Source organism: Aeromonas bestiarum, from assembly GCF_028751155.1.
Lineage (GTDB): Bacteria > Pseudomonadota > Gammaproteobacteria > Enterobacterales > Aeromonadaceae > Aeromonas > Aeromonas bestiarum.
In genome coordinates this window covers 4,729,901-4,751,295 of sequence record NZ_CP064746.1, presented here as the reverse complement: position 1 = coordinate 4,751,295, position 21,395 = coordinate 4,729,901, and the positions used below count along the sequence as shown (strand labels likewise).

The following is a 21,395-nucleotide window of genomic DNA, read 5'->3' as shown; positions in this document are numbered from 1 at the left end:
TGACTTTCAAGGATCCAGCACCGCTGGATCTGATTTCATCCCCAAAGTTACCCACAGCCTGATCCATCCAGGATGGCACCAAAGATCCAGACCTGAACCGGTTATTTTATATAACCAAATATCATTTATTCTTTGGCTTTTATTCCAATAACATCAGCGCAAATCCAGTGATTACAACTAAAAATACAGAACAACAGAGAGAGGAATCCCCATGACATCATCCATCAAGCTGGTCTCCGGTGCCGCCATTCTGCTGGCAGCCCTGTCCGGTCAAGCCATCGCCCAGGAAACCATCAAGGTCGGCATGTCCGGCAAGTATTTCCCGTTCACCTTCGTCAAGCAGGACAAGCTGCAGGGCTTCGAGGTGGATATGTGGAACCAGATCGGTGAGCGCACCGGCTACAAGGTCGAGTTCGTGACCGCCAGCTTCTCCGGCCTGTTCGGCATGCTGGAAACCGGCCGCGTCGATACCATCTCCAACCAGATCACCATCACCGACGAGCGCAAGGCCAAGTACGCCTTCTCCCAGCCCTACGTCTATGACGGCGCCCAGATAGTGGTCCGCAAGGGCAACAGCACCATCCACGGTATCAAGGATCTGGAAGGCAAGAAGGTCGCGGTCAACCTCGGCTCCAACTTCGAAGAGCTGCTGCGCAAGAACGACCCGAACAAGAAGATCGATATCCGCACCTACGACTCCAGCTTCGAGCAGGATGTCGCCCTGGGTCGCATCGACGCCTTCGTGATGGACCGCGTCTCCACCGCCCAGCTTATCAAGGAATCCAAGCTGCCGCTGCAACAGGCCGGCGCACCGTTCGAGACCATCGAGAACGCCCTGCCCTTCCTGAAGACGCCGGAGAAACAGGCCGTACTGAAGAAGGTCGACGACGCCCTGACCGCCATGCGCAAGGATGGCTCCCTGCGTCAAATCTCCGAGAAATGGTTCGCTTCCGATATCACCGACAAATAAATGATGGAATTTGACCTCGAGTACACACTAGGGCTGTTCCCCATCCTGCTCAAATACCTGGGCACCACGATGGAAATGGCTCTGTGGGGATTCGTATTGGCACTCGTACTGTCGCTGACCCTGGCGATAGTACGGGTGTTTCGCGTCCCCGTGATCCACTGGCTGGCGATGCTCTATATCTCGTTCTTTCGAGGTACTCCCCTGCTCGTCCAGCTGTTCCTGCTCTACTACGGACTGCCGCAACTGTTCCCCGTCTTCGTGGGGATGGATGCCTTTACCGCCGCCATCGTCGGCCTGACCCTGCACTTCGCCGCCTACATGGCCGAGTCGATCCGTGCCGCCATTCTGGGCATTCACAAGAGCCAGATGGAAGCGGCGCTCAGTATCGGCATGAGCCGCTACCAGGCGATGCAGCGGATCATACTGCCGCAGGCGGCCCGCATAGCGACCCCGTCGCTGATGAACTACTTCATCGACATGATCAAGAGCACCTCGCTGGCCTTCACCCTGGGGGTGGCCGAGATCATGGGCAAGGCGCAGATGGAAGCCTCCTCCTCCTTCAAGTTCTTCGAGAGCTTCATGGCGGTGGCCCTGGTCTACTGGGTGGTGGTCATCATCTTCACCCGCTTGCAGCACCTGCTGGAAATTCACCTGAACCGAGCCTATTAAGGGAGGTCTGCGATGATCAAATTAACCGGCCTCTCCAAGGCATTTCACGGCAACAAGGTGCTCAACAGCATAGATCTGGAGGTCAGGAAGGGGGAGATAGTGGTCATCATAGGCCCCTCCGGCACCGGCAAATCGACCCTGCTGCGCTGCCTGAACCTGCTGGAGACCCCGGATGCAGGCACCCTTGCCATCGACGACCTGCAGCTGGACCTGGCCAACGCCAGCGAGCAGCAGGCCATCGAGCTGCGCAAGCGCGCCTCCTTCGTGTTCCAGAACTATGCCCTGTTCGCCAACAAGACGGCGCTCGACAACATAGCCGAGGGGCTGATCACCGTCTGGAAGCAGCCGAAGGCAGAGGCCCGCGCCACCGCGCTGGGCATCCTCAAGGACATAGGGCTTGCCGACAAGCAGGATGCCTACCCGGCGTCCCTCTCCGGCGGCCAGCAGCAACGGGTCGGCATAGGCCGCGCCATGGCGGCTCACTCCAAGGTCATTCTGTTCGATGAGCCCACCTCGGCCCTGGATCCCGAGTGGGTCGACGAGGTACTCGGGCTGATGAAGGAACTCGCCCGCCAGCACCAGACCATGGTGGTGGTGACCCATGAGATTGAATTTGCTCGTGATGTTGCCGATCGGGTGATCTTCATGGAGGGTGGCCGGATCGTGGAACAGGGCCCACCGGATCAGATATTGGTCGATCCCAAGGATCCCCGTACCCGGGAGTTCTTGCGAAAAGTGCTTAAATAGCTCTCTCTTTGGCGGCCTTGCCGCCTTTTTTATTGGAGGATCCTTGTTTAACCCCGGGTTGCCAGTATAATCCGGAGCCCTTGATCCTCCGGATCCTGCCAGCTTCTCCTGCTTCTTTATGAGTCAGGGCAAGATGAGAGGGAACGGCGGATTGACTAAAAGCCGAACTCTGTTTAGAATTCGGCCTCTTTTGCTAGTCGTCACACGCTATAGCTGGCGCGTCGGCTAAGTGTGACAATCAAAACTGTACAGAAATACGGAATCGAATCATGAAACGTACTTTTCAACCGTCCAACCTGAAGCGCAAGCGCTCTCACGGTTTCCGCGCCCGCATGGCAACTGCCAACGGTCGTAAAGTTCTGGCCGCTCGTCGTGCCAAGGGTCGTGCCCGTCTGGTAGTTTAATGCCAACGCCGCACACCTTCTCTCGGGAGTTACGTCTGTTAACTCCCGAACACTTCAAACGCGTTTTCGCCGAGCCTGTCCGGGCCGCTTCTCCGCAAATTACTCTTCTCGCCTGTCCCAACACCCTCGAACATCCCCGTCTTGGCCTCGCTGTGCCCAAAAAAGCACTCAAGCGTGCCGTCTGGCGTAATCGTGTCAAACGAGTGGTCCGGGAAAGTTTCCGTCTCAATCAAGCCAACCTGCCCGCTATCGACATAGTCGTGATCGCCAAGGGCGGCGTCAAAGAGATGGATAACGAGGAGCTGTTCAAGTTACTGGAAAAGCTATGGCGCACTCTGTCACGCCGTTGCAATGGGTAGCTGTCAAACTGATACGCCTGTATCAGCTAATCATTAGCCCTCTGCTCGGGCCGCGCTGCCGTTTCACGCCAACTTGTTCCCAATTTGCGATAGAAGCAATCCGACTTCACGGTTTCATAAAAGGCGTTTGGTTAGCCAGCAAACGTCTATTAAAATGCCATCCCTTATCCGAGGGTGGTTATGACCCGGTTCCGCAACCAAAGCGAAGAAACTGAAGACTATGGAATCACAACGCAATCTCATCCTGATCGGTTTGCTGTTCGTGAGCTTTCTGCTCTGGCAACAGTGGGAGTCTGACAAGGCTCCGAAGCCGGCCCCGACTACCGTGGCCCAAACCGAACATTTCGTACCTGAAGCCGGTCAGTCCGGTGATATTCCTCAGGTTTCCGAGCAAGCCAACGCGAACGCCGCACGCAAGCTGATCACAGTCTCCTCCGACGTGCTCAAGCTGACCCTGGACACCCAGGGCGGTGACATCGTTTCTGCCGAGCTGCTGGCCCACAAGCTGGAAGAAGGCAAGGATCAATCCTTCGTACTGCTGACCAGTCAACCTGACCGCCTCTATGTCGCCCAGAGCGGCCTGGTGGGTCGCGATGGTCCTGACAGCCAGGCCCAGGGTCGTCCCACCTATGACGCCACCCAGACCAGCTATCAGCTGGCCGATGGTCAGGATCAAGTCGTCGTACCGATGACCTGGACCGACAGCAAGGGTGTGGTCTTCACCAAAGAGTTCGTGCTCAAGCGCGGTGACTATGCGATTGGCGTCGATTACAAGATCGACAACAAATCCGCCGAGCCGGTCCAGGTGCAGTTCTACGGTCAGCTGAAGCAGACCGTGACCACGCCCAAGGATCAGGAAGGTCACGCCATGGTAGCCAGTGCTTACCGTGGTGGCGCCTTCTCCAGCGAAGAGAGCCGCTACAAGAAGTACACCTTCGACGAGATGAAGGATGCCGACCTGAACAAGACCACCAAGGGTGGTTGGGTCGCCATGCTGCAACACTACTTCGTCTCTGCCTGGGCACCGAATGCCGACGATACCAACAGCTTCTACAGCCGCGTGATCCCTGGTAAAGACCAGGCCATCATAGGCTACAAGGCGCCGCTGGTAGACGTGGCTGCCGGCCAGCAGGCCGAAGTGACCAGCAAGCTGTGGGTCGGTCCCAAGCTGCAAGACCAGATGGCCAAGGTGGCAAACCACCTCGACCTGACCGTCGACTACGGCTGGCTCTGGTTCATCGCCCAACCGCTGCACTGGTTGCTGACCGTGTTCCACGGTTTCGTCCAGAACTGGGGTCTGGCCATCATAATGCTGACCCTGCTGGTGCGCGGCATCATGTTCCCGCTGACCAAGGCCCAGTACACCTCCATGGCCAAGATGCGCATGCTGCAGCCCAAGCTGGCCGCACTGCGTGAGCGCTTCGGCGACGATCGCCAGAAGATGTCTCAGGGCATGATGGAGCTGTACAAGAAGGAGAAGGTCAACCCGCTGGGTGGCTGTCTGCCGATTCTGGTCCAGATGCCGATCTTCATCGCCCTGTACTGGGCCCTGATGGAATCCGTTGAGCTGCGTCACGCGCCGTTCACCCTGTGGATCACCGACCTGTCGGTGAAGGACCCCTTCTTCGTGCTGCCAATCCTCATGGGTGCTTCCATGTGGTATCTGCAGAAGATGAGCCCGACCACGGTGACAGACCCGATGCAGCAGAAAGTGATGCAGTTCATGCCGATCATCTTCACCTTCATGTTCCTCTGGTTCCCGGCTGGCCTGACGCTGTACTGGTTGGTGAGCAACGTCATCTCCATTACCCAGCAGACCATCATCTATCGTCAGCTGGAGAAGAAAGGCCTGCACACCCGCAGCTAATCTTCCCCCTGATGACAAAAGAGGCGGCCTTGGGGCCGCCTTTTTTATTACAATGTCCCCCAATTACCGAGCAAATGAGCCAAGCAAGATGACAACAGATACGATCGTGGCCCAGGCCACCGCGCCCGGCCGTGGCGGCGTTGGCATAGTCCGGGTCTCAGGCCCCGCCGCCGAACAGGTCGCCGAGATAGTGCTCGGCAAGCGCCCCCGGGTGCGCTACGCCGAATATCTGCCGTTCAAGGATGAGCAAGGCCAACCGCTGGATCAGGGCATAGCCCTGCTGTTCAAGGCCCCCAACAGCTTCACCGGCGAAGATGTGCTGGAGCTGCAGGGTCACGGCGGCCCCGTCATCATGGACATGCTGGTGCGCCGTATCCTGCAGATAAAGGGACTGCGCCCTGCCCGTCCCGGCGAGTTCAGCGAGCGCGCCTTCATGAACGACAAGCTGGACCTGGCCCAGGCCGAGGCCATCGCCGATCTGATCGAAGCCTCCAGCGAGCAGGCCGCCCGCAGCGCCATGCACTCCCTGCAGGGGCAGTTCTCCAGCAAAATCCAGCAACTGGTGGAGAGCCTGATCCGGCTGCGCATCTATGTGGAAGCCGCCATCGACTTCCCGGACGAGGAGATCGATTTTCTCTCCGACGGCAAGGTGGCGGGCGATCTCTACGCCATCATGGACGAGCTGGATGGCGTGCGCGGCGAAGCCAAGCAGGGCGCCCTGCTGCGGGAAGGGATGAAGGTGGTGATCGCCGGTCGTCCCAACGCCGGCAAGTCGAGCCTGCTCAACGCCCTGGCCGGGCGCGAGTCTGCCATCGTCACCGAGATAGCCGGCACCACCCGCGACGTGCTGCGCGAGCACATCCACCTGGATGGTATGCCGCTGCACATCATAGATACCGCCGGTCTGCGCGATACCCAGGATCAGGTGGAAAAGATCGGCATAGAACGCGCCTGGGCCGAGATAGAGCAAGCCGACCGCGTGCTCTTCATGGTGGATGGCACAACGACAGATGCGATCGACCCGCGGGAGATCTGGCCGGAATTTGTTGATCGGTTGCCAAAAAACATCGGCCTCACGGTCGTGCGCAACAAGGCTGACCTGACCGGCGAAGATCTGGCACCGAGCCAGGAGCTGGGCCACGCCGTCTACCGCATATCCGCCAAGACAGAGCTGGGGCTGCCCGCCCTGCGCGAGCACCTGAAAGCCTGCATGGGCTTCCAGGGCAACACAGAAGGGGGCTTCATGGCCCGCCGCCGTCACCTGGACGCGCTGGAGCGCGCCGCCGAGCGGTTGCTGGTGGCCAGGGATCAGCTGGAAATCTATGTCGCTGGTGAACTGGTGGCCGAAGAGCTGCGCCTGGCGCAGGAGTCCCTCTCCGAGATCACCGGCGAGTTCAGCTCCGACGATCTGCTGGGCCGCATCTTCTCCAGCTTCTGCATCGGCAAGTAATGTGGTGAAAAATCAGCAATAAAAAGCAGCCAGTGAGAACATAAGGCATTGTAAATATTGGACTTTGTTTTTTACTGGCTATTCTTGCCTGATCTTGTTTCGTGAGAATTTACCCCGAGAGTACCCCGAAGTAACCTCTCGGGGTACTTTCGGGGGACAATTATGAAGATCAGCATCGAATTCCGCGAACCGGACGCCGAAGGCAAGCGCGCTCTGCGCTTAACCTATTACGCCGGCTCCTACCTTGACCCAACCACGGGCATCCGCAAGCACAAACGCAGCAGAGAGCCCCTGGATCTCTTCCTGTACGACAAGCCGCGAACCCCAGCACAGCGGCTCCACAACAAAGAAACCCAGCGAGCAGCCGAAGCCATCCGCGCCAAGCGGCTCTTCGAGTACGAGACAGGTAAACACCATCTGGATTTCTCGAACGCCTACAAGGCCAGCTTCTTCGAGTACTTCCAAGAGGTTACTGACCAAAAAGCGGCAGGCAGCAAGAGCAACCATTCCATCTGGATATCAGCCCTCAAGCATTTACGCCAGTACCATAAGCTGCCGGAGCTGACTTTTGAGGAAGTAGATCAGCTGTTCCTGGAGGGGTTTCGGCATTACCTGATGCACAAGGCCCGCACCAAAAGCGGCACACCACTCAGCCGCAACACCCAGAGTGCCTACTTCAACAAGTTGAGAGCAGCCTTGAACCAGGCAGAGCAGGATCGGCTGCTGCCGGATAATCCGGTACGCCGTGTCAAAGCTATCCAGGGGGAGAAGAACAAGCGGGTTTATCTGACCGAAGATGAGGTTCGGGCCATGGCCCAGGCTGAGTGCCGCTATGACGTTCTTAAGCGTGCCTTTCTGTTCTCTTGTTGCACTGGCTTGCGTTGGTCCGACATTCACAAGCTGACCTGGGCCGAGCTGGAGCCCTTCTATGGCCATTACCGTATCGTCTTCACCCAGAAAAAGACCAGCGGCCTTCAATACCTGGATTTGAATGACATGGCGATGCAGCTGATGGGGCGCCCAGGCAAGGCAACAGAGCGGATCTTCAAGGGCCTCAAGTACTCGGCTTGGCACAACATGGAGCTCACCCGGTGGGCGTTGCAGGCGGGTATAACCAAGAAGGTAACCTTCCACAGCGCGCGTCATACCTTCGCCGTCATCCAGCTTAACCGTGGCGTCGATATCTATGCGCTCTCCCGCTTGTTGGGCCACAGTGAGCTGAGAACCACCGAGATCTACGCCGACATCCTTGAATCACGACGCAGGGACGCCATGCTCGATTTTCCCAACGTATTGTTGTGATCATGATGAGACAAAGCCTCGACGAGATCTTGACCTGAATTGATCGAAACAGCTTAGCCAGTTAGGGAAGATCCAACAAACAGGCCAGCGCAACCATACGCTGGCCTAGATTATCTTAGATAATATAGATCGGATCTCAGGATCGGCCTGCAGCCCAAGTAACACTTGGGTTTGACTGATTAGGCCTGTGACCAATATCGTGAACTTTGTGACCACTTTCGTGATAGTCCGTGACCATTATCGTGATAGCGCAGGCCGACCTATGGTGAACCGCCCCTTGGCATGTTCACTGATTGACCAACCCAGTTCAGCCAGTTCATCCAGTGCCTTGCGGACTCGCGATTGCCGCTTTCGGTCGGTGGCCGCGCTGGACTTATCAGGAAAAGCGTAAGAGACCAGTTTATCTAAACCTACTGGCTTGCTGCGGCCACAATCAATCCAGGCGCAAAGCCGCTGATGCAATATCCGAGCAGTGCTACTACGCAGTTGCCGTACCTCAGCCAGATCGATATAGGTATATCGGCCATTCCCCAACACGGCATTGGTCAGTAAAGGATTAAGCGCCACAAAGAGCCCATCGGTCAGGGCATCGCTGGCATAGTTCGCCAGCAGACGAAAACCGCTACGCAGGCCTGCCACCTGTGCTATTACCGACACCTTCCACAACCGCTCGACACTGCGGCGCACCGTGTTGGTGTCACGAGGGTTGGCGTAACCAATCTCCTTGGCCAGTTTGCGCAAGCTGCTTTTGACCACCAAGACATCCTGCTGGTTGGCAATCCCACGAAGCTGAAGTAGTTCTCGTAATATCTCTCCGGTTTCACCACTCGCAACAGGCTCAATCTTGCCGCCTTGTGATTCAAGCCCAGCTAGGGCAACCAACCCTTGAAGTACGCGCAAATCGTCGGCCCCCAAGGGTTCTGGCCCAGAAAACTCAATCTGATTACCGTTATCCAAACGGTAAATCACCGCCAGTTTGTCTCGACGGCGCTGACCAGGAGCGATGGCTCTGAACAATCCTGGGGCCAGACAGTGCATATGGTCGTGCCGAGCATGAGTTAGTTCAAAGCAAGGCACGTTTGCCTCCAGCCCGGCGTGTTACGTCCAACCTGACGGGGTGCAGCACGCCACCTTCCCCCCGCACCAACCAGCGCTCCGGTAGTGGCTGCCCATAATTACTTTTGCTTACTCCAAAGCGCACGTAAAGTTGGCTCAGCTCTGCCGATACGCCCAGCTGCTGCGCCTCTTTCTTGGTCATAGTGGCGAGATAGGCCTGCCAGCGGATGTTGTCCACCAGAACTGACGAACCTCGGCTTGCCTGCTGCAGATCGCCAGCTTCTTGGAATACTGCGGATTTGCTGGTGTGGTGTACAAACAACACAGCGCATCCCAGCCCCATGGCCAGCCGTTCCAACTGACCCAGCACCTGTGTCATGGCACAGGCCGCGTTCTCGTCGGCATCGTGAAAGCGCCTCAAAGTATCGATGACAATCAACCTCACCCCTTCAGCCCAAAGGGCAATCGCTTCCCACCAGTGGCTATCCAACACATTCGGACTGGATCCCAGCAGCGGTATAAGACGAAGGTCTCGTTCAACGTTGGCACGAAGTTCAGCGTCAAGATATCCGCCCAAGGCAAACAAGCGCTGGTGCAGTACAGGCCAAGGATCCTCGGCAGGCAGGTAGAGCACAGCCCCCCTGCCCAGATTGCCAAGCCCAATCCAATCCGGCCCACCGGATATCTGCATTGCCAGTTGCAATGCCAACATCGATTTGCCCACACCTCCCGGCGACACCAAAGCACCAACGCAGCCAACAGGCAGCCCCGGGAGGACAAAATCGAGGGGGTTCGGAGGTTCAGCAAAAGCCGACCGGAGATCCTGGGGCCTGTGAGATGCTATGAGATCTCGCTCCATAACAGCCTCACAACCGCCCATGACTAGCTTGCCGTACACGCTTGGTCACATGCTCAGTGAGCTCGGCGTCCGGTGAAATACGGTGGGAGAGCAGCCAATCGAGCAGCTCGGCTCGCTTAAAGTAGATCTTTTTGCCTTGTGGCTTGTAATGCGGCAGACGCTTTTCACTGGTCAGTCGATATACATAGCTAACCGATACTCCCAGCAACTCGGCACACTCCTCGGCAGAAATCACCTCCTTCTGCCCCTGTCCTTGCTGGATCACCAGCCGTTTCAACTCATAAAGCTCTTTCAGAATTGACCCGTTAGGATCGCTGTAAACTGACGGATTTTGCTCACGCATGCAGATGATCTCCCTGTAACAAACATCAACATGCAAAGCGTACCGAGGACCTAACGAAATCCAGAGCGCTGTAACTGCCCACTTTGGGCACTTACAGCAATTTTTCGGAGAAAAAAATTTCACATGTGAAAATACCGCAAAAACTCCATTACCATTGATGCAAAAAAAGATCGAGCTTTGTCTTGACGGAACAAAGTCTCATCAGAGACACTAATCTCCAGCATCATTAGCGATGACGAGATTTTTTGTGAAATTACACCTGTACCAAATCGCCACTATCAGCGCTGGTTATCCATTTCGCGGCAAGATCCCCGAGTATCCAGAGGGGAATCTGGCCGTTGTGCAGATGAAAGACTCCTCGTCAGAGTTCGGTGTCGACTGGATGAGCTGCGTGCGCAGTGAGGCAACTGGCAAAAAAGCGCCAGACTGGCTGCAAACTGGAGATATTCTGGTGGCAGCACGGGGCAACCAAAACTATGCCGTGCTGGTTGATACCCGGCATGCCCCACTGCCAGCTGTGGCGGCCCCCCACTTTTATGTGGTACGGCCACAATCTGATGCACTGATCCCGGAGTTCCTCGCCTGGCAGCTCAATCAGCAGCCCTGCCAGCGTTACTTCGAACTGCATGCCGAAGGCACCCTGACCAAGAGTATTCGCCGCCAGGTGTTGGAAGAGGCCTTGATTGGGCTTCCATCACTGACAGAGCAACAAACCATTTTGGCAATGGCTCGCACGCTGCAGGAGGAGCGCCAATTGATGCAGCGCCTCCAGCACAATGGCGAGCAGATGATGCATGCCATCGCGACTCGCCTACTTGAACCATCCGATGCAGATGCCTCTTGAGGCTCGCATACCCGTTATTACGCCAAGGAAACACCCTTTATGACCGAACAGATCAATCAGGACGTTATCAACAACACCGTTTGGGGCGCCTGCGATATCTTCCGTGGCACCATCAGCCCCGATACCTACAAGGATTTCATCCTCACCATGCTGTTCCTGAAGTACATCTCCGATGTCTGGCAGGACCATTACGACAGCTACAAGAAGCAGTACGGCGATGCGCCAGAGCTTATCGAAGAGATGATGAAGAGCGAGCGCTTTGTGCTACCCATCGCCGAAATCAAGGATCAGGATGACAAGGTAGTTCAGTCCTTCAAGGCTAACTTTTACAGCTTGTACGAAAAGCGATTCGAACCAGGTAACGGCGAGCGCATTGATGTCTGCCTGCACGCTATCGAAGAAGCCAACGGCACCAAGCTCAAAGATGGCAACAAGAGTGTGTTCCAGGACATCAGCTTCAACAGCGATCGCCTCGGCGAAGAGAAGCAGAAGAACACCATACTGCGCTACCTGCTGGAGGCATTTGCCAAACCGGAGCTCAACCTGAAACCAAGCCGGGTCGGTAACCTCGACGTGATTGGCAACGCATACGAGTACCTGATCGGCAAATTTGCCGCCAACAGCGGCCAGAAGGCTGGCGAGTACTACACCCCGCCCGAAGTCTCCGATCTGATGGCCGAACTGCTGGATCCGCAGCTCGGCGATACCATCTGCGATCCCGCCTGTGGTTCCGGGTCGCTGCTGATGAAATGCGGCCGCAAAGTGGTGCAAAACTACGGCCAGAAACGTTACGCCCTCTACGGGCAGGAGGCCATAGGCTCCACCTGGTCGCTGGCCAAGATGAACATGTTCCTGCACGGGGAAGACAACCACAAAATCGAGTGGGGCGATACCATCCGCAACCCCAAGCTGCTGGATAAAAACGGCGACCTGATGCGCTTCGATATCGTGACCGCCAACCCGCCGTTCTCACTGGACAAGTGGGGTCATGACGAGGCTGGGATTGATAAATATGGCCGCTTCAAGCGCGGGCTCCCGCCCAAGACCAAGGGGGATTACGCCTTTATCCTCCATATGATCGAGACCCTGAAACCCAAGAGCGGCCGTATGGGCGTCGTGGTGCCTCATGGCGTGCTGTTCCGGGGTTCGAGCGAGGGAAAAATTCGCCAGCAGCTGATCGACGAGAACCTGCTCGATGCGGTGATCGGCCTGCCGGAAAAGCTGTTCTTCGGCACCAGCATCCCCGCCGCCATCCTGATCTTTAAAAAAGAGAAGGTGGACGACAATGTGCTGTTTATCGACGCAAGCCGCGACTTCAAGCCGGGCAAGAATCAGAATGTGCTGAGCCCGGAGAATATCGCCAAGATCGTCGCCACCTACCGCAATGGCGGCAATGTCGAGAAATACGCCTATCTTGCCTCGCTCAAAGAGATCAAGGAGAACGACTACAACCTCAATATTCCTCGCTATGTGGATACCTTCGAGGAGGAGGCAGAGATCGATCTGCTAGCGGTGCGCACCGAGCGGGAGCAGCTAAAAACCCAGCTGGCCGAGCTGGAAATCGAGATGGCCAAGTATCTGAAGGAGTTGGGTTATGGTGCCTAATGAGTGGGTCACTAAAGATCTGCGTAGCATATCGCTATTAATCACTAAAGGTTCAACACCAACGACATACGGGCATGAGTTCGTAGAACAGTCGGGAAACTCTATTCGATTCGTCGGTGCTTATAATTGCTCTTTCGACGGAAAGTTCAAATCAGACTCAGAGAAGTGGATATCAAAAGAAGCTGATGAACTATTGAAAAGATCAAAGCTAAATGACAAAGACTGCATAATTTGTATTGTTGGGAATACTATTGGGTCCAACTTCCTTGTTTCCAAAGAGATAATTCCTGCGAATATAAATCAAAATGTAGCTATAATTCGAGCTGATGAAAGAAAAGTTAATTCAAAATATCTACATTATTGGATTATGTCTCCATATATCCAATATCAAGTACAACAGGAAGCATCTACACAGGCACAACCTAGCCTTAGCCTCAAACAGGTTGGTGATTTTACCATCGCCTTGCCACCGCTTAATGAACAGAAGAGGATTGCCAAAATACTTTCCACTTGGGACAAGGCGATCAACACCACCGAGCAACTGCTGGCCAATAGTCAGCGGCAGAAAAAGGGACTGATGCAGCAACTGCTCACCGGTAAAAAACGCTTACTGGATAGCAATGGAATGAGGTTTAGTGGGGAGTGGAGACCTTATAATTTATCCGATATAGCGATAATTATCATGGGCTCATCCCCTAAATCAGAGGCATACAACGAAGATGGTGTCGGTCTTCCTCTGCTTCAGGGTAATGCTGACGTCAAGAATCGAAAATCTGCGCCTAGAATATTTACTTCTGAAATCACTAAAGAATGTGCAATTGGTGACATCTTACTAAGTGTTCGTGCTCCAGTAGGAACAGTTGCTATATCGGAACATAAAGCCTGTATTGGCAGAGGGATTGCTGCGATAAAAGCTAAACGCAAATTTGATCAGGACTTTATCTATCAATGGCTTCTTTGGTTTGAGAAAAGATGGTGTTCCCTTTCTCAAGGAAGTACGTTTGAATCGATCAACAGCGATGACATAAAGCAACTAATAATCAGAGTTCCTGACTTTGGCGAACAGGTGAAAATAGCCGCAGTTCTCTCCACCGCCGATCAAGAAATTACTGCCTTACAACAAAAACTGGCTGCCTTAAAACAAGAAAAAAAGGCGCTGATGCAGCAACTGCTGACCGGCAAACGGCGAGTCAAGGTGGAAGAGGCAGCATGAAAAAAGTGACCATTCACCCCATGACCGAAGCCGAGGTGGAGTGGCTGGAGCAGCGGCTGATGGACTATGGCAACGACGATTCGATGCTTAGTTTGTCGGCGCTCGACGGCTTTCTGACTGCGGTACTCTCCGGCCCCGAGCTGGTGCCACCCAGCCAGTGGTGGCCGGTACTCTGGGGTGGCACGCCCCCAGAGTGGTCTTCCGAGCGGGATATGAAACGGGCGCTGGATTTGATCCTCGGCCATATGAATATTCTGGCCCACACCCTCTGTTATCAGCCCGAGCACTTTATCCCGGTGCTGATGGCCAACTATGTCGAAGGGCAGGAGATCTGCAACGCCGAAGATTGGTGCTTTGGCTATCTGCGTGGCATGGCGCTGGGGAACTGGCCAGCCTTGCCAGAGGAGCAGGAAAGCTCTCTTGAGGTGATCCGCCTGCATGGCAGCGATGACCTGCTGCCACAGCTTGCCAGCCTGTCGCTACCGGAGCACCAGCAGAGCGTGGCCGAGGTGGGCACCGCCGCCTTGCGGCTGCACGCCCATTTTCTGGCCCAACGGGGGCCAAACACAGCGCCGATAGCCACACCAGCACTCACTCCAGTAACCCTGCCGGTTAGAGCGGCCCCCAAGATCGGGCGCAATGACCCTTGCCCCTGTGGCAGCGGCAAAAAATTCAAGCAGTGCTGTTTGTATTGACCAGGAGCCCGGGATGAATAGCAGCAATGATCTGATCCTCTATACCACCGACGATGGCGAGTCCCAACTTGTACTACGTGAGCTAGGGGGTCAGGTATGGCTAACCCAGCAGGAGATCGCCGAGCTCTATCAGACCACCAAACAAAATATCAGTTTGCATGTTCAGAACATTCTGGATGAGGGCGAGCTTGTTCAAAATCTAACCGTCAAGGAAGACTTGACAGTTAAAACTGAGGGGGCGCGTCAAGTCAGGCGGCGGCTGCAACTCTATGCCCTGCCGATGATCGTCGCTATCGGCTATCGGGTACGCTCGACTAGAGGCACCCAATTCCGCCAATGGGCTACACGGACACTTGGTGAATACCTCACCAAGGGGTTCGCCATGGATGACGAGCGCCTTAAGGATCCCAAGTGGGATTACTTCGATGAACTGCTCGAGCGCATCCGCGACATACGTTCATCGGAGAAGCGCTTCTATCAAAAGGTTCGTGACCTGTTCACCTTGGCAGAAGATTATCGAGCCAGCGAGCAAGAGACCCAGTTGCTGTTTGCCGAGGTACAAAACAAGCTGTTTTATGCCGTCACGGGCCACACCGCCGCCGAGCTGATCGTTCTGCGCGCTGATCCGGGGCAACCCAATATGAATCTCCGCAGTTTTGCCGGGAAACGGGTACGTAAGGCCGATGTCGTCATAGCTAAAAACTACCTGCAGGGAGAGGAGCTAGAGCAGTTGAATAGGCTGGTCAGCATGTTCTTCGACTTTGCCGAGTTCCGGGCCAAAAGCAGACAACACCTGTGCATCAAAGAGTGGCGCGACTACCTCGACAAGTTTATGACCTTCAATGAGCAACCGCTGCTGGCTAATGCCGGTCAGGTCAGCCGCAAGCAGATGGAACAAATCGCCTATGAGCGATACGAAGCATTTGACCGTCAGCGCAAGCAGCAAGAAGCCATAGCCGAAGATCAAAAAGAACTGCGTGAGTTGGAACAGCTCGCCGAGCGTATGAGCAAGCGACACAAGGACAAGTCATGACTCACCCCGTGCCAAAATTCCAGGAAGAGTTCAGCGCCAAGATCCCTGCCCTGACCCTACTGACCCAGTTGGGCTGGACTTTTCTGCCCCCCAAGCAGGCACTGGCGGCCCGTAACAATAAATATGACCAGGTCGTGCTGAGCCAGATTCTGCGCGAGGAGCTGAGCAAGCGCGCCTTTGTGTATGCTGGCAAGAGGTATCCTCTCTCGGCCAAGTCAGTCGACAATCTGGTAAGTGAGCTGTGTAATCCAGCGCTTAACGAAGGGCTGATGACTGCCAATGAACGGATCTATAACCATTTGCTCTACGGCATGTCGGTCACCGAATTCATTGACGGCAAGAAGGTGAGCCCGACCATTGCCCTGATCGACTGGCATAACCCGCACAATAACAGCTTCACCTTTACCGAAGAGTTTCATGTCACCCGAGCCAGTGGCATAGAGTCTCGTCGCCCCGATATCGTCTGCTTCGTCAATGGCTTGCCATTGGCGGTGATCGAGGCGAAACGCCCGGATAGCAACGCCAAGAAGGGGCCAACCGTCAAAGAAGGGATCTCCCAGACTATTCGCAACCAGCTACACGGTGAGATCCCGCACTTGTTCGCCTATAGCCAGTTGCTGCTCTCCATCAGCGGAATCGAAGGACGCTATGGCACCTGCGGCACACCGGAAAAATTCTGGGCTGCCTGGCGTGAAGAGGACATAAGCGACGCGCAGATGGCCGAGATCAAGAATCGGCCGATTCCCCAAGATACCCTCTCGACACTGTTTGATCATCGCCCACCGGCCACACTGGATTGGTACCAGACCCTATTGGCCGCCGGCGAGTTGGCGGTGACGGACCAGGATCGGCTGCTTATCAGCCTGCTGTCACCTGATCGGCTGCTGGAGATGACCCGTCTGTTTACCCTGTTTGACAAGAAAGCCGGCAAGATAGTGGCCCGCTATCAGCAGGTGTTCGGCATCAAGCGACTGATCGAGCGGATCAGTCACAAGCGCCCTGATGGCGGCCGCCAAGGCGGGGTGATCTGGCACACCACAGGATCAGGCAAGTCGTTCACCATGGTCTTCCTGAGCAAGGCGATGATCCTGCATGATGCGCTTAAAGCCTGCCGCATCATTGTCGTGACCGACCGGGTGGATCTCGAAAGCCAGCTCAGCAAGACCTTCTCATCCAGTGGTGAACTGGCTGGCAAGAAGGACAAGGACGCGGCGATGGCCACCTCGGGCAAGCGACTGGCCGAGCAAATTGGCAAGGGTACCGAGCGCATCATTTTCTCGCTGATCCAGAAGTTCAACACTGCCACCAAATTGCCTGAGTGCGTCAACAGAAGCCCGGACCTCATAGTGCTGATTGATGAGGGGCACCGTAGCCAAGGGGGCGAAAACAACATTCGCATGCAACTGGCCTTGCCCAATGCCGCCTTTGTGGCCTTTACCGGCACTCCGCTGCTGAAAAACGACAAGACGACCAACAAGTTTGGCCCCATCCTGCACGCTTACACCATGCAGCGAGCCGTTGAGGACAAGGCTGTCACCCCCCTGCTATATGAAGAACGCATCCCGGATCTCGATGTGAACGACAGGGCGATTGATGCCGGTTTTAACCGCATCGCCACCAACCTGACCGAGGAGCAAAAGGCTGACCTGAAGCGCAAATACACACGCAAGGGTGAGCTCTACAAAGCCGATGACCGGCTCCAGCTAATCGCTCGCGACATAGCCGAACACTTCGACAAAAACATTCCGGAAGGGCTGAAAGGTCAGCTCGCCTGCGACAGCAAGTCTTCCGCCATCAAGTACAAGCAATATCTCGATGAGGTTGGATTGTTCGAATCCGCCATTGTTATCAGCTCCCCCGATAGCCGGGAGGGCAATACCGATGTTGATGAATCTACCCTCCCTCTGGTCGTGCAGTGGTGGAAAGATAACGTGGGTAGCCAGGATGAGCAGCTCTACACCAAGCAGATTATCGAGCGCTTCGCCGACAAGGATGATCCGCTCAAGCTTTTGATCGTGGTAGACAAGTTACTGACCGGTTTCGATGAGCCCAAGAATACGGTGCTTTACATCGACAAACCCTTGAAGGAACACAACCTGATCCAGGCCATCGCCCGGGTCAACCGCCTGCACCCGGACAAAGAGTTTGGCTTGCTCATCGACTACCGCGGCATTCTTTCGGAGCTAGATACCACTATCGCCAAGTATCAGGATCTCGCCTCACGCACTCAGGGCGGCTACGACCTTGACGACATCGCCGGCCTCTACAACCAGATGAGCTCTGAATACAAACGCCTGCCACAGCTCTACAAGGACCTGTGGAACATCTTTGCCGGGGTAAAGAACAAGCAGGACATAGAGCAACTGCGCCAGGTGCTGGTACCCCGAATGGAAGAGGTAGAGGGAGAGCTGGTAGATGTGCATCTCAAGGTGCGTGAAGACTTCTATGAAGCGCTCTCCCGCTTTGCCAGTTGCCTGAAAGTAGCTCTACAGTCGGCTTCGTTCTTCGAGGACACCGCCTTTACCGAAGCGGATCGCCGCCACTACAAAGAGACGCTGCAGCAGTTCTCCAGCCTGCGGCAAACCGTGCAACAGGATGCAGGTGAACGAGTCGACTACGACGAGTACGCCCAGCAGGTGAAAAAGCTGCTCGACAAGCATGTGGTTGGCGTCGAGGTCAAAGAGCCCGGTGGTGTATATGAAGTCGGCAAGATGGGACTGCAAAAACCGCCGGAAGAGTGGAGCAAAGAGAAGACCCGCAACGAGACTGATATCATCAAGACTCGCGTCACGCGCATGATTGAGCAGGATCTCAGGGATGACCCTTATGCTCGGGAGTCTTTCTCAACCTTGTTGCGCCTCGCCATTGAAGAGGCGGAAAAACTGTTTGATCACCCTCTCAAGCAGTACATGCTTTTCCGCGAGTTTGAAGAGCAGGTACAGGAACGCCGCCTGAACGATATGCCTGATGCGTTTGGCACTAACCGCCATGCTCAGGCCTACTTCGGGGTCTTCAAAAAGAACCTTCCACAACTGTTTGACAGCCAGGATGCTCAGGTTGAAGAAAAGTGGGTCAAACTCGCTTTCGAGATCGACCGGTTGGTTGATGCCTCAGTCGCCGAACACTCTATCAACCCGCAAAATATTGAGGCCGATATTCGCAAGAAGCTGCTGCCATTGCTGTTCACCGAGTGCAAGGCCATCGGCTGTGGCATGGATCAAGCCAAACGCATGGTGGAAATGGTCGTGCAGATTACCCGAGTTGGTCACAGTGGGATGTAACTGCAGATGAGTACCTCCGGCAACATGGCCAATAGGCTCCAGCACTTTTCCTATGGCGGCGAGCTTATCCGGTTCGAACGGCTCACCAGACCCAAGGCTGGCAAACTGCTGATCAAGGTGCATCCTGACTGCCGGGTTGAGGTGATGGCTCCGCCGCAAACGCCAGATGAAGAGGTGCTTGCGGCGGTAAAAAAGCGTGCCCGCTGGATCTACGAACAGTTGCGTGACTTTCGTCAGCAGTTGGAACATGTCACGCCACGCCGTTATGTCAGTGGCGAGAGTCACCTTTACCTCGGCAAGCAATACCTGCTCAAGGTCATCGTTGCACCAAGCAGTGTGCAAGGGGTCAAACTGCTGCGAGGCAAGCTGGAAGTATCAGTCAGGCAGCCAGGACCCGAGACAGTGAAGGCTCAACTGACCCAGTGGTATAGAACCCGCGCCAGAGAGCTTTTCGCCAAACGTCTCGATGCTATGCTGGAACAAGCCTTGTGGGTTGTGGATCGCCCTCCGCTACGCCTGCTGAATATGCAAACCCAATGGGGAAGCTGCTCACCCAATGGCCGGATCACACTCAATCCTCATCTGGTAAAAGCCCCCAGAGAGTGCATTGATTACGTCATCCTCCACGAGCTTTGCCACCTAGCCGAGCACAATCACAGCGAGCGATTCTGGCGGTTGCTCAGCCAGGTGATGCCGACCTGGGAGAAGACCAAGCTGCTACTCGACGGGATGGCCCACCGACTGCTGACATCCTGAAATATGAGGGGCAAAATTCCAGATAGATAGGAATCCGCCCCCCATATTTCAGCACACCAGAGTCCATCATCCCTTCAAACAAGATGACCAATATTCCAGAGAGAAAAACGGCACGAAATTTCCAGATAGATAGGAAGCCTTCGATCAGGATTCCACATAACTCGTTCTGAATGGGCATTCCACTATGTGGAAAATTCGCACCACTTTTCCAGATAGATAGTTATGTGGAAAGAAACTGGACGGGAATTGGTCGGGAATGACAGTGTTCATTCCATGGCTACACATCCTGCATGATTCCACGCAACCATGTTTGTCGCGAGCGAACAAATTTCAATACTTTCAGTGCGTTGTTGATTTTTTCCTGAGCAGAGTCCATGGTGATATGGAATTTTGTCACACGATCACCTGATTGCGAGGTCATCACCATGAACAGCATCGTCATCCTGAGCATCTTGTTTGCATTCCTGATAGGCTTTGGTGCCTTTGCTGCATGGCTGTATATCGAAAAGCGTCGTATGGGTTCTTCGGATAAATGACCCGCTATTTTGCTGAACGGACCTCTTTTGCCACGCATGAAATCAGATGGCGGGAGCAGCCCAACATTTCCTGGATCACCGAGTAGCTGTGTCCGGTGCTCAACAACTGTGCGATGTGCTGACGCTTCTTTTCATCTTTCTGGCGACCGCGATATTTCCCCTCATCCCTGGCCTTGGCAATACCCTGCTGTTGCCTGCGTCGGCGATCTTCGTAGTCTTTGCGAGCGACGGCTGCCAACATATCCAGCAGCATGCCATTTACAGCCTGCAAGATGGCGCTGGTGAACTCGGAGCGGCTGTCCCCCTGTAACGCCACCCAGGAAGTCGGAAGCTCCGGAGAAACGATGGAGAGCTGTTTCTGAGCCAACAACTGCTTCAATGTTTGCCAATCCGTCTGATTGAGACGAGCCAGACGATCAATCTGTTCTACCAGCACAATGTCACGATCTGCAGCGTCGCGGATCAGCCGCATAAGCTCAGGCCTGTCCAGCGTCGCCCCAGACTCATTCTCCACATAGAAACTGGCAATCTGATGGCCATGCTCCGCAGCAAAACCAATCAGCAGCTCTCGTGCCCGCTCGGCATCCTGCTCCACTGTCGATGCACGTAAGTACGCCCGTATGAACATTGAAACCTCTATCGGTCTGTTTAAACTGGTTCTGAATTGCTGGTTCAATATAAGTGGTTTCAATGTTGTTTTCGAGAGGATATTGAGTAGTTTTTATGGGGTATACCTTTTTAAAACCACCGCATGACGATCAAAACACGACCTTTCGATAGCCTTTTGATCTGACAGCACAAACTTTAAGTGTGATCCGTCATCACAAAGTCGCTTTTGAGTTGTATTTGAGTATTTAAGCGACGTTGCTCACGATTCCTGATCTGCTGAATGGGCTGCCAAAGGAGGAAATCTACAGAAGCTGGGCTTTGAGGTGAGTCATCTTTTCGACTCGCCGAACAAGCCAGCAGCCAAGCGTAGCGCGGCAGTTCTTTACCCCATGGTTTGAGTGAGTAAGATGTATGATTTTTCAGCCCAAAATTAGTACATATGCTCGGATATGTACCTTTTCAGTTCTGACTTGAACTGCAATAATCAACGCGTAGCCCTAGTTTATGTCCTCTCCCAGCCACCTTACTGGTGATGACGCTAGGTTCTTTTGGCCCCACGCTCCAAGGCCGATTCAATTTCTTAATAGGTCCACCTTCTCGGGCCGCAAGGCTATCCCCTCTGACACTCTGCGCAAGCTCATTGGCCTGCGCAACGCGTTAGTGCACGATGACCTTATTATCGAACTCAAGATAATCTGCGGCCTGATCGCTCAGAGCTAAAGTAACCAACTATTGACGTTTGCAGAGCAAGGTCTCAACTGGTTGGGTAATCTCCCCGTCTGCTGTTCTCTTACCCG

At 54.8% G+C, this 21,395-nt stretch carries 20 protein-coding genes; 16 read left to right on the top strand and 4 right to left on the bottom strand.

Features of this window, described 5'->3' with window-relative positions:
* Positions 1-211: 211 nt before the first annotated feature.
* The 9 genes from IU367_RS22035 to IU367_RS21995 all read left to right on the top strand — a co-directional run bounded on the left by IU367_RS22035 (position 212) and on the right by IU367_RS21995 (position 7,768).
* Positions 212-970, top strand: a complete 759-nt coding sequence (locus tag IU367_RS22035) for an amino acid ABC transporter substrate-binding protein (RefSeq protein ID WP_043557335.1) — start codon at positions 212-214, stop codon at positions 968-970.
* A complete protein-coding gene (locus IU367_RS22030) occupies positions 971-1,639 on the top strand; it encodes an amino acid ABC transporter permease (protein ID WP_122974194.1) in 669 nt (222 codons plus the stop codon). It abuts the gene before it with no gap.
* A 12-nt stretch (positions 1,640-1,651) separates the two neighbouring features.
* On the top strand, positions 1,652-2,386 hold the full coding sequence (locus tag IU367_RS22025; RefSeq protein WP_005319551.1) for an amino acid ABC transporter ATP-binding protein: 735 nt from the start codon (positions 1,652-1,654) through the stop codon (positions 2,384-2,386).
* A gap of 269 nt (positions 2,387-2,655) precedes the next feature.
* The gene (gene rpmH, locus IU367_RS22020) at positions 2,656-2,790 is read left to right on the top strand and encodes a 50S ribosomal protein L34 (protein WP_005307156.1); all 135 of its coding nucleotides are present in this window, start codon (positions 2,656-2,658) and stop codon (positions 2,788-2,790) included.
* Complete coding sequence (rnpA, locus tag IU367_RS22015; RefSeq protein ID WP_042037151.1) at positions 2,790-3,149, top strand: ribonuclease P protein component; 360 nt, start codon at positions 2,790-2,792, stop codon at positions 3,147-3,149. The genes rpmH and rnpA overlap by 1 nt, the downstream gene beginning before the upstream one ends.
* On the top strand, positions 3,116-3,364 hold the full coding sequence (yidD, locus tag IU367_RS22010) for a membrane protein insertion efficiency factor YidD (protein WP_010635605.1): 249 nt from the start codon (positions 3,116-3,118) through the stop codon (positions 3,362-3,364). Before rnpA ends, yidD begins: the two co-directional genes overlap by 34 nt.
* A gap of 5 nt (positions 3,365-3,369) precedes the next feature.
* A complete protein-coding gene (gene yidC / locus IU367_RS22005) occupies positions 3,370-5,016 on the top strand; it encodes a membrane protein insertase YidC (RefSeq protein ID WP_274453110.1) in 1,647 nt (548 codons plus the stop codon).
* 88 nt (positions 5,017-5,104) lie between these two features.
* Positions 5,105-6,466: a tRNA uridine-5-carboxymethylaminomethyl(34) synthesis GTPase MnmE gene (mnmE, locus tag IU367_RS22000; protein WP_098981225.1), complete on the top strand. Its 1,362-nt coding sequence runs from the start codon at positions 5,105-5,107 to the stop codon at positions 6,464-6,466.
* A gap of 162 nt (positions 6,467-6,628) precedes the next feature.
* Positions 6,629-7,768 carry a site-specific integrase gene (locus tag IU367_RS21995; protein ID WP_101345822.1) on the top strand — a complete coding sequence of 380 codons (1,140 nt, stop codon included), beginning with the start codon at positions 6,629-6,631 and terminating at the stop codon, positions 7,766-7,768.
* Between the two features lie 237 nt (positions 7,769-8,005).
* Here IU367_RS21995 and repC read toward each other — a convergent pair whose 3' ends face one another.
* From repC to IU367_RS21980, 3 genes are read right to left on the bottom strand one after another with little or no spacing between them, the layout of a single operon-like run.
* Positions 8,006-8,806, bottom strand: a complete 801-nt coding sequence (gene repC / locus IU367_RS21990; protein ID WP_199269088.1) for a replication protein C, IncQ-type — start codon at positions 8,804-8,806, stop codon at positions 8,006-8,008.
* A gap of 25 nt (positions 8,807-8,831) precedes the next feature.
* On the bottom strand, positions 8,832-9,683 hold the full coding sequence (locus IU367_RS21985; protein ID WP_274453108.1) for a helicase RepA family protein: 852 nt from the start codon (positions 9,681-9,683) through the stop codon (positions 8,832-8,834).
* A gap of 7 nt (positions 9,684-9,690) precedes the next feature.
* Positions 9,691-10,026, bottom strand: a complete 336-nt coding sequence (locus IU367_RS21980; protein ID WP_247823707.1) for a helix-turn-helix domain-containing protein — start codon at positions 10,024-10,026, stop codon at positions 9,691-9,693.
* A gap of 247 nt (positions 10,027-10,273) precedes the next feature.
* Between IU367_RS21980 and IU367_RS21975 the strand changes: the two genes are divergently transcribed.
* The 7 genes from IU367_RS21975 to IU367_RS21945 are packed head-to-tail and all read left to right on the top strand — an operon-like array spanning position 10,274 to position 19,453.
* Positions 10,274-10,870, top strand: a complete 597-nt coding sequence (locus IU367_RS21975) for a restriction endonuclease subunit S (protein WP_274453107.1) — start codon at positions 10,274-10,276, stop codon at positions 10,868-10,870.
* A gap of 39 nt (positions 10,871-10,909) precedes the next feature.
* Positions 10,910-12,475: a type I restriction-modification system subunit M gene (locus IU367_RS21970; RefSeq protein ID WP_274453106.1), complete on the top strand. Its 1,566-nt coding sequence runs from the start codon at positions 10,910-10,912 to the stop codon at positions 12,473-12,475.
* Entirely contained in the window at positions 12,465-13,688 is a 1,224-nt protein-coding gene (locus tag IU367_RS21965) for a restriction endonuclease subunit S (RefSeq protein WP_274453105.1), read from the top strand. Before IU367_RS21970 ends, IU367_RS21965 begins: the two co-directional genes overlap by 11 nt.
* On the top strand, positions 13,685-14,383 hold the full coding sequence (locus tag IU367_RS21960; protein WP_274453104.1) for a UPF0149 family protein: 699 nt from the start codon (positions 13,685-13,687) through the stop codon (positions 14,381-14,383). The genes IU367_RS21965 and IU367_RS21960 overlap by 4 nt, the downstream gene beginning before the upstream one ends.
* 13 nt (positions 14,384-14,396) lie before the next feature.
* Complete coding sequence (locus tag IU367_RS21955; RefSeq protein ID WP_274453103.1) at positions 14,397-15,416, top strand: virulence RhuM family protein; 1,020 nt, start codon at positions 14,397-14,399, stop codon at positions 15,414-15,416.
* Positions 15,413-18,697: a type I restriction endonuclease subunit R gene (locus IU367_RS21950; protein ID WP_274453102.1), complete on the top strand. Its 3,285-nt coding sequence runs from the start codon at positions 15,413-15,415 to the stop codon at positions 18,695-18,697. Before IU367_RS21955 ends, IU367_RS21950 begins: the two co-directional genes overlap by 4 nt.
* Positions 18,698-18,703: 6 nt before the next feature.
* Positions 18,704-19,453 carry a M48 family metallopeptidase gene (locus IU367_RS21945; RefSeq protein WP_274453101.1) on the top strand — a complete coding sequence of 250 codons (750 nt, stop codon included), beginning with the start codon at positions 18,704-18,706 and terminating at the stop codon, positions 19,451-19,453.
* 540 nt (positions 19,454-19,993) lie between these two features.
* Here the strand turns inward: IU367_RS21945 and IU367_RS21940 are convergent.
* On the bottom strand, positions 19,994-20,617 hold the full coding sequence (locus tag IU367_RS21940) for a recombinase family protein (protein ID WP_042878565.1): 624 nt from the start codon (positions 20,615-20,617) through the stop codon (positions 19,994-19,996).
* Positions 20,618-21,395: the final 778 nt, after the last annotated feature.

Coding starts and splice junctions, on each gene's coding strand:
- IU367_RS21960 (WP_274453104.1), top strand. CDS start 13,685: ATGAAAAAAGTGACCATTCACCCCATGACCGAAGCCGAGGTGGAGTGG.
- IU367_RS21985 (WP_274453108.1), bottom strand. CDS start 9,683: ATGGAGCGAGATCTCATAGCATCTCACAGGCCCCAGGATCTCCGGTCG.
- IU367_RS21945 (WP_274453101.1), top strand. CDS start 18,704: ATGAGTACCTCCGGCAACATGGCCAATAGGCTCCAGCACTTTTCCTAT.
- IU367_RS21955 (WP_274453103.1), top strand. CDS start 14,397: ATGAATAGCAGCAATGATCTGATCCTCTATACCACCGACGATGGCGAG.
- rpmH (WP_005307156.1), top strand. CDS start 2,656: ATGAAACGTACTTTTCAACCGTCCAACCTGAAGCGCAAGCGCTCTCAC.
- IU367_RS22025 (WP_005319551.1), top strand. CDS start 1,652: ATGATCAAATTAACCGGCCTCTCCAAGGCATTTCACGGCAACAAGGTG.
- rnpA (WP_042037151.1), top strand. CDS start 2,790: ATGCCAACGCCGCACACCTTCTCTCGGGAGTTACGTCTGTTAACTCCC.
- mnmE (WP_098981225.1), top strand. CDS start 5,105: ATGACAACAGATACGATCGTGGCCCAGGCCACCGCGCCCGGCCGTGGC.
- yidC (WP_274453110.1), top strand. CDS start 3,370: ATGGAATCACAACGCAATCTCATCCTGATCGGTTTGCTGTTCGTGAGC.
- IU367_RS22030 (WP_122974194.1), top strand. CDS start 971: ATGATGGAATTTGACCTCGAGTACACACTAGGGCTGTTCCCCATCCTG.
- IU367_RS21965 (WP_274453105.1), top strand. CDS start 12,465: ATGGTGCCTAATGAGTGGGTCACTAAAGATCTGCGTAGCATATCGCTA.
- IU367_RS21940 (WP_042878565.1), bottom strand. CDS start 20,617: ATGTTCATACGGGCGTACTTACGTGCATCGACAGTGGAGCAGGATGCC.
- IU367_RS21995 (WP_101345822.1), top strand. CDS start 6,629: ATGAAGATCAGCATCGAATTCCGCGAACCGGACGCCGAAGGCAAGCGC.
- yidD (WP_010635605.1), top strand. CDS start 3,116: ATGGCGCACTCTGTCACGCCGTTGCAATGGGTAGCTGTCAAACTGATA.
- IU367_RS21980 (WP_247823707.1), bottom strand. CDS start 10,026: ATGCGTGAGCAAAATCCGTCAGTTTACAGCGATCCTAACGGGTCAATT.
- IU367_RS21970 (WP_274453106.1), top strand. CDS start 10,910: ATGACCGAACAGATCAATCAGGACGTTATCAACAACACCGTTTGGGGC.
- IU367_RS22035 (WP_043557335.1), top strand. CDS start 212: ATGACATCATCCATCAAGCTGGTCTCCGGTGCCGCCATTCTGCTGGCA.
- repC (WP_199269088.1), bottom strand. CDS start 8,806: ATGCACTGTCTGGCCCCAGGATTGTTCAGAGCCATCGCTCCTGGTCAG.
- IU367_RS21950 (WP_274453102.1), top strand. CDS start 15,413: ATGACTCACCCCGTGCCAAAATTCCAGGAAGAGTTCAGCGCCAAGATC.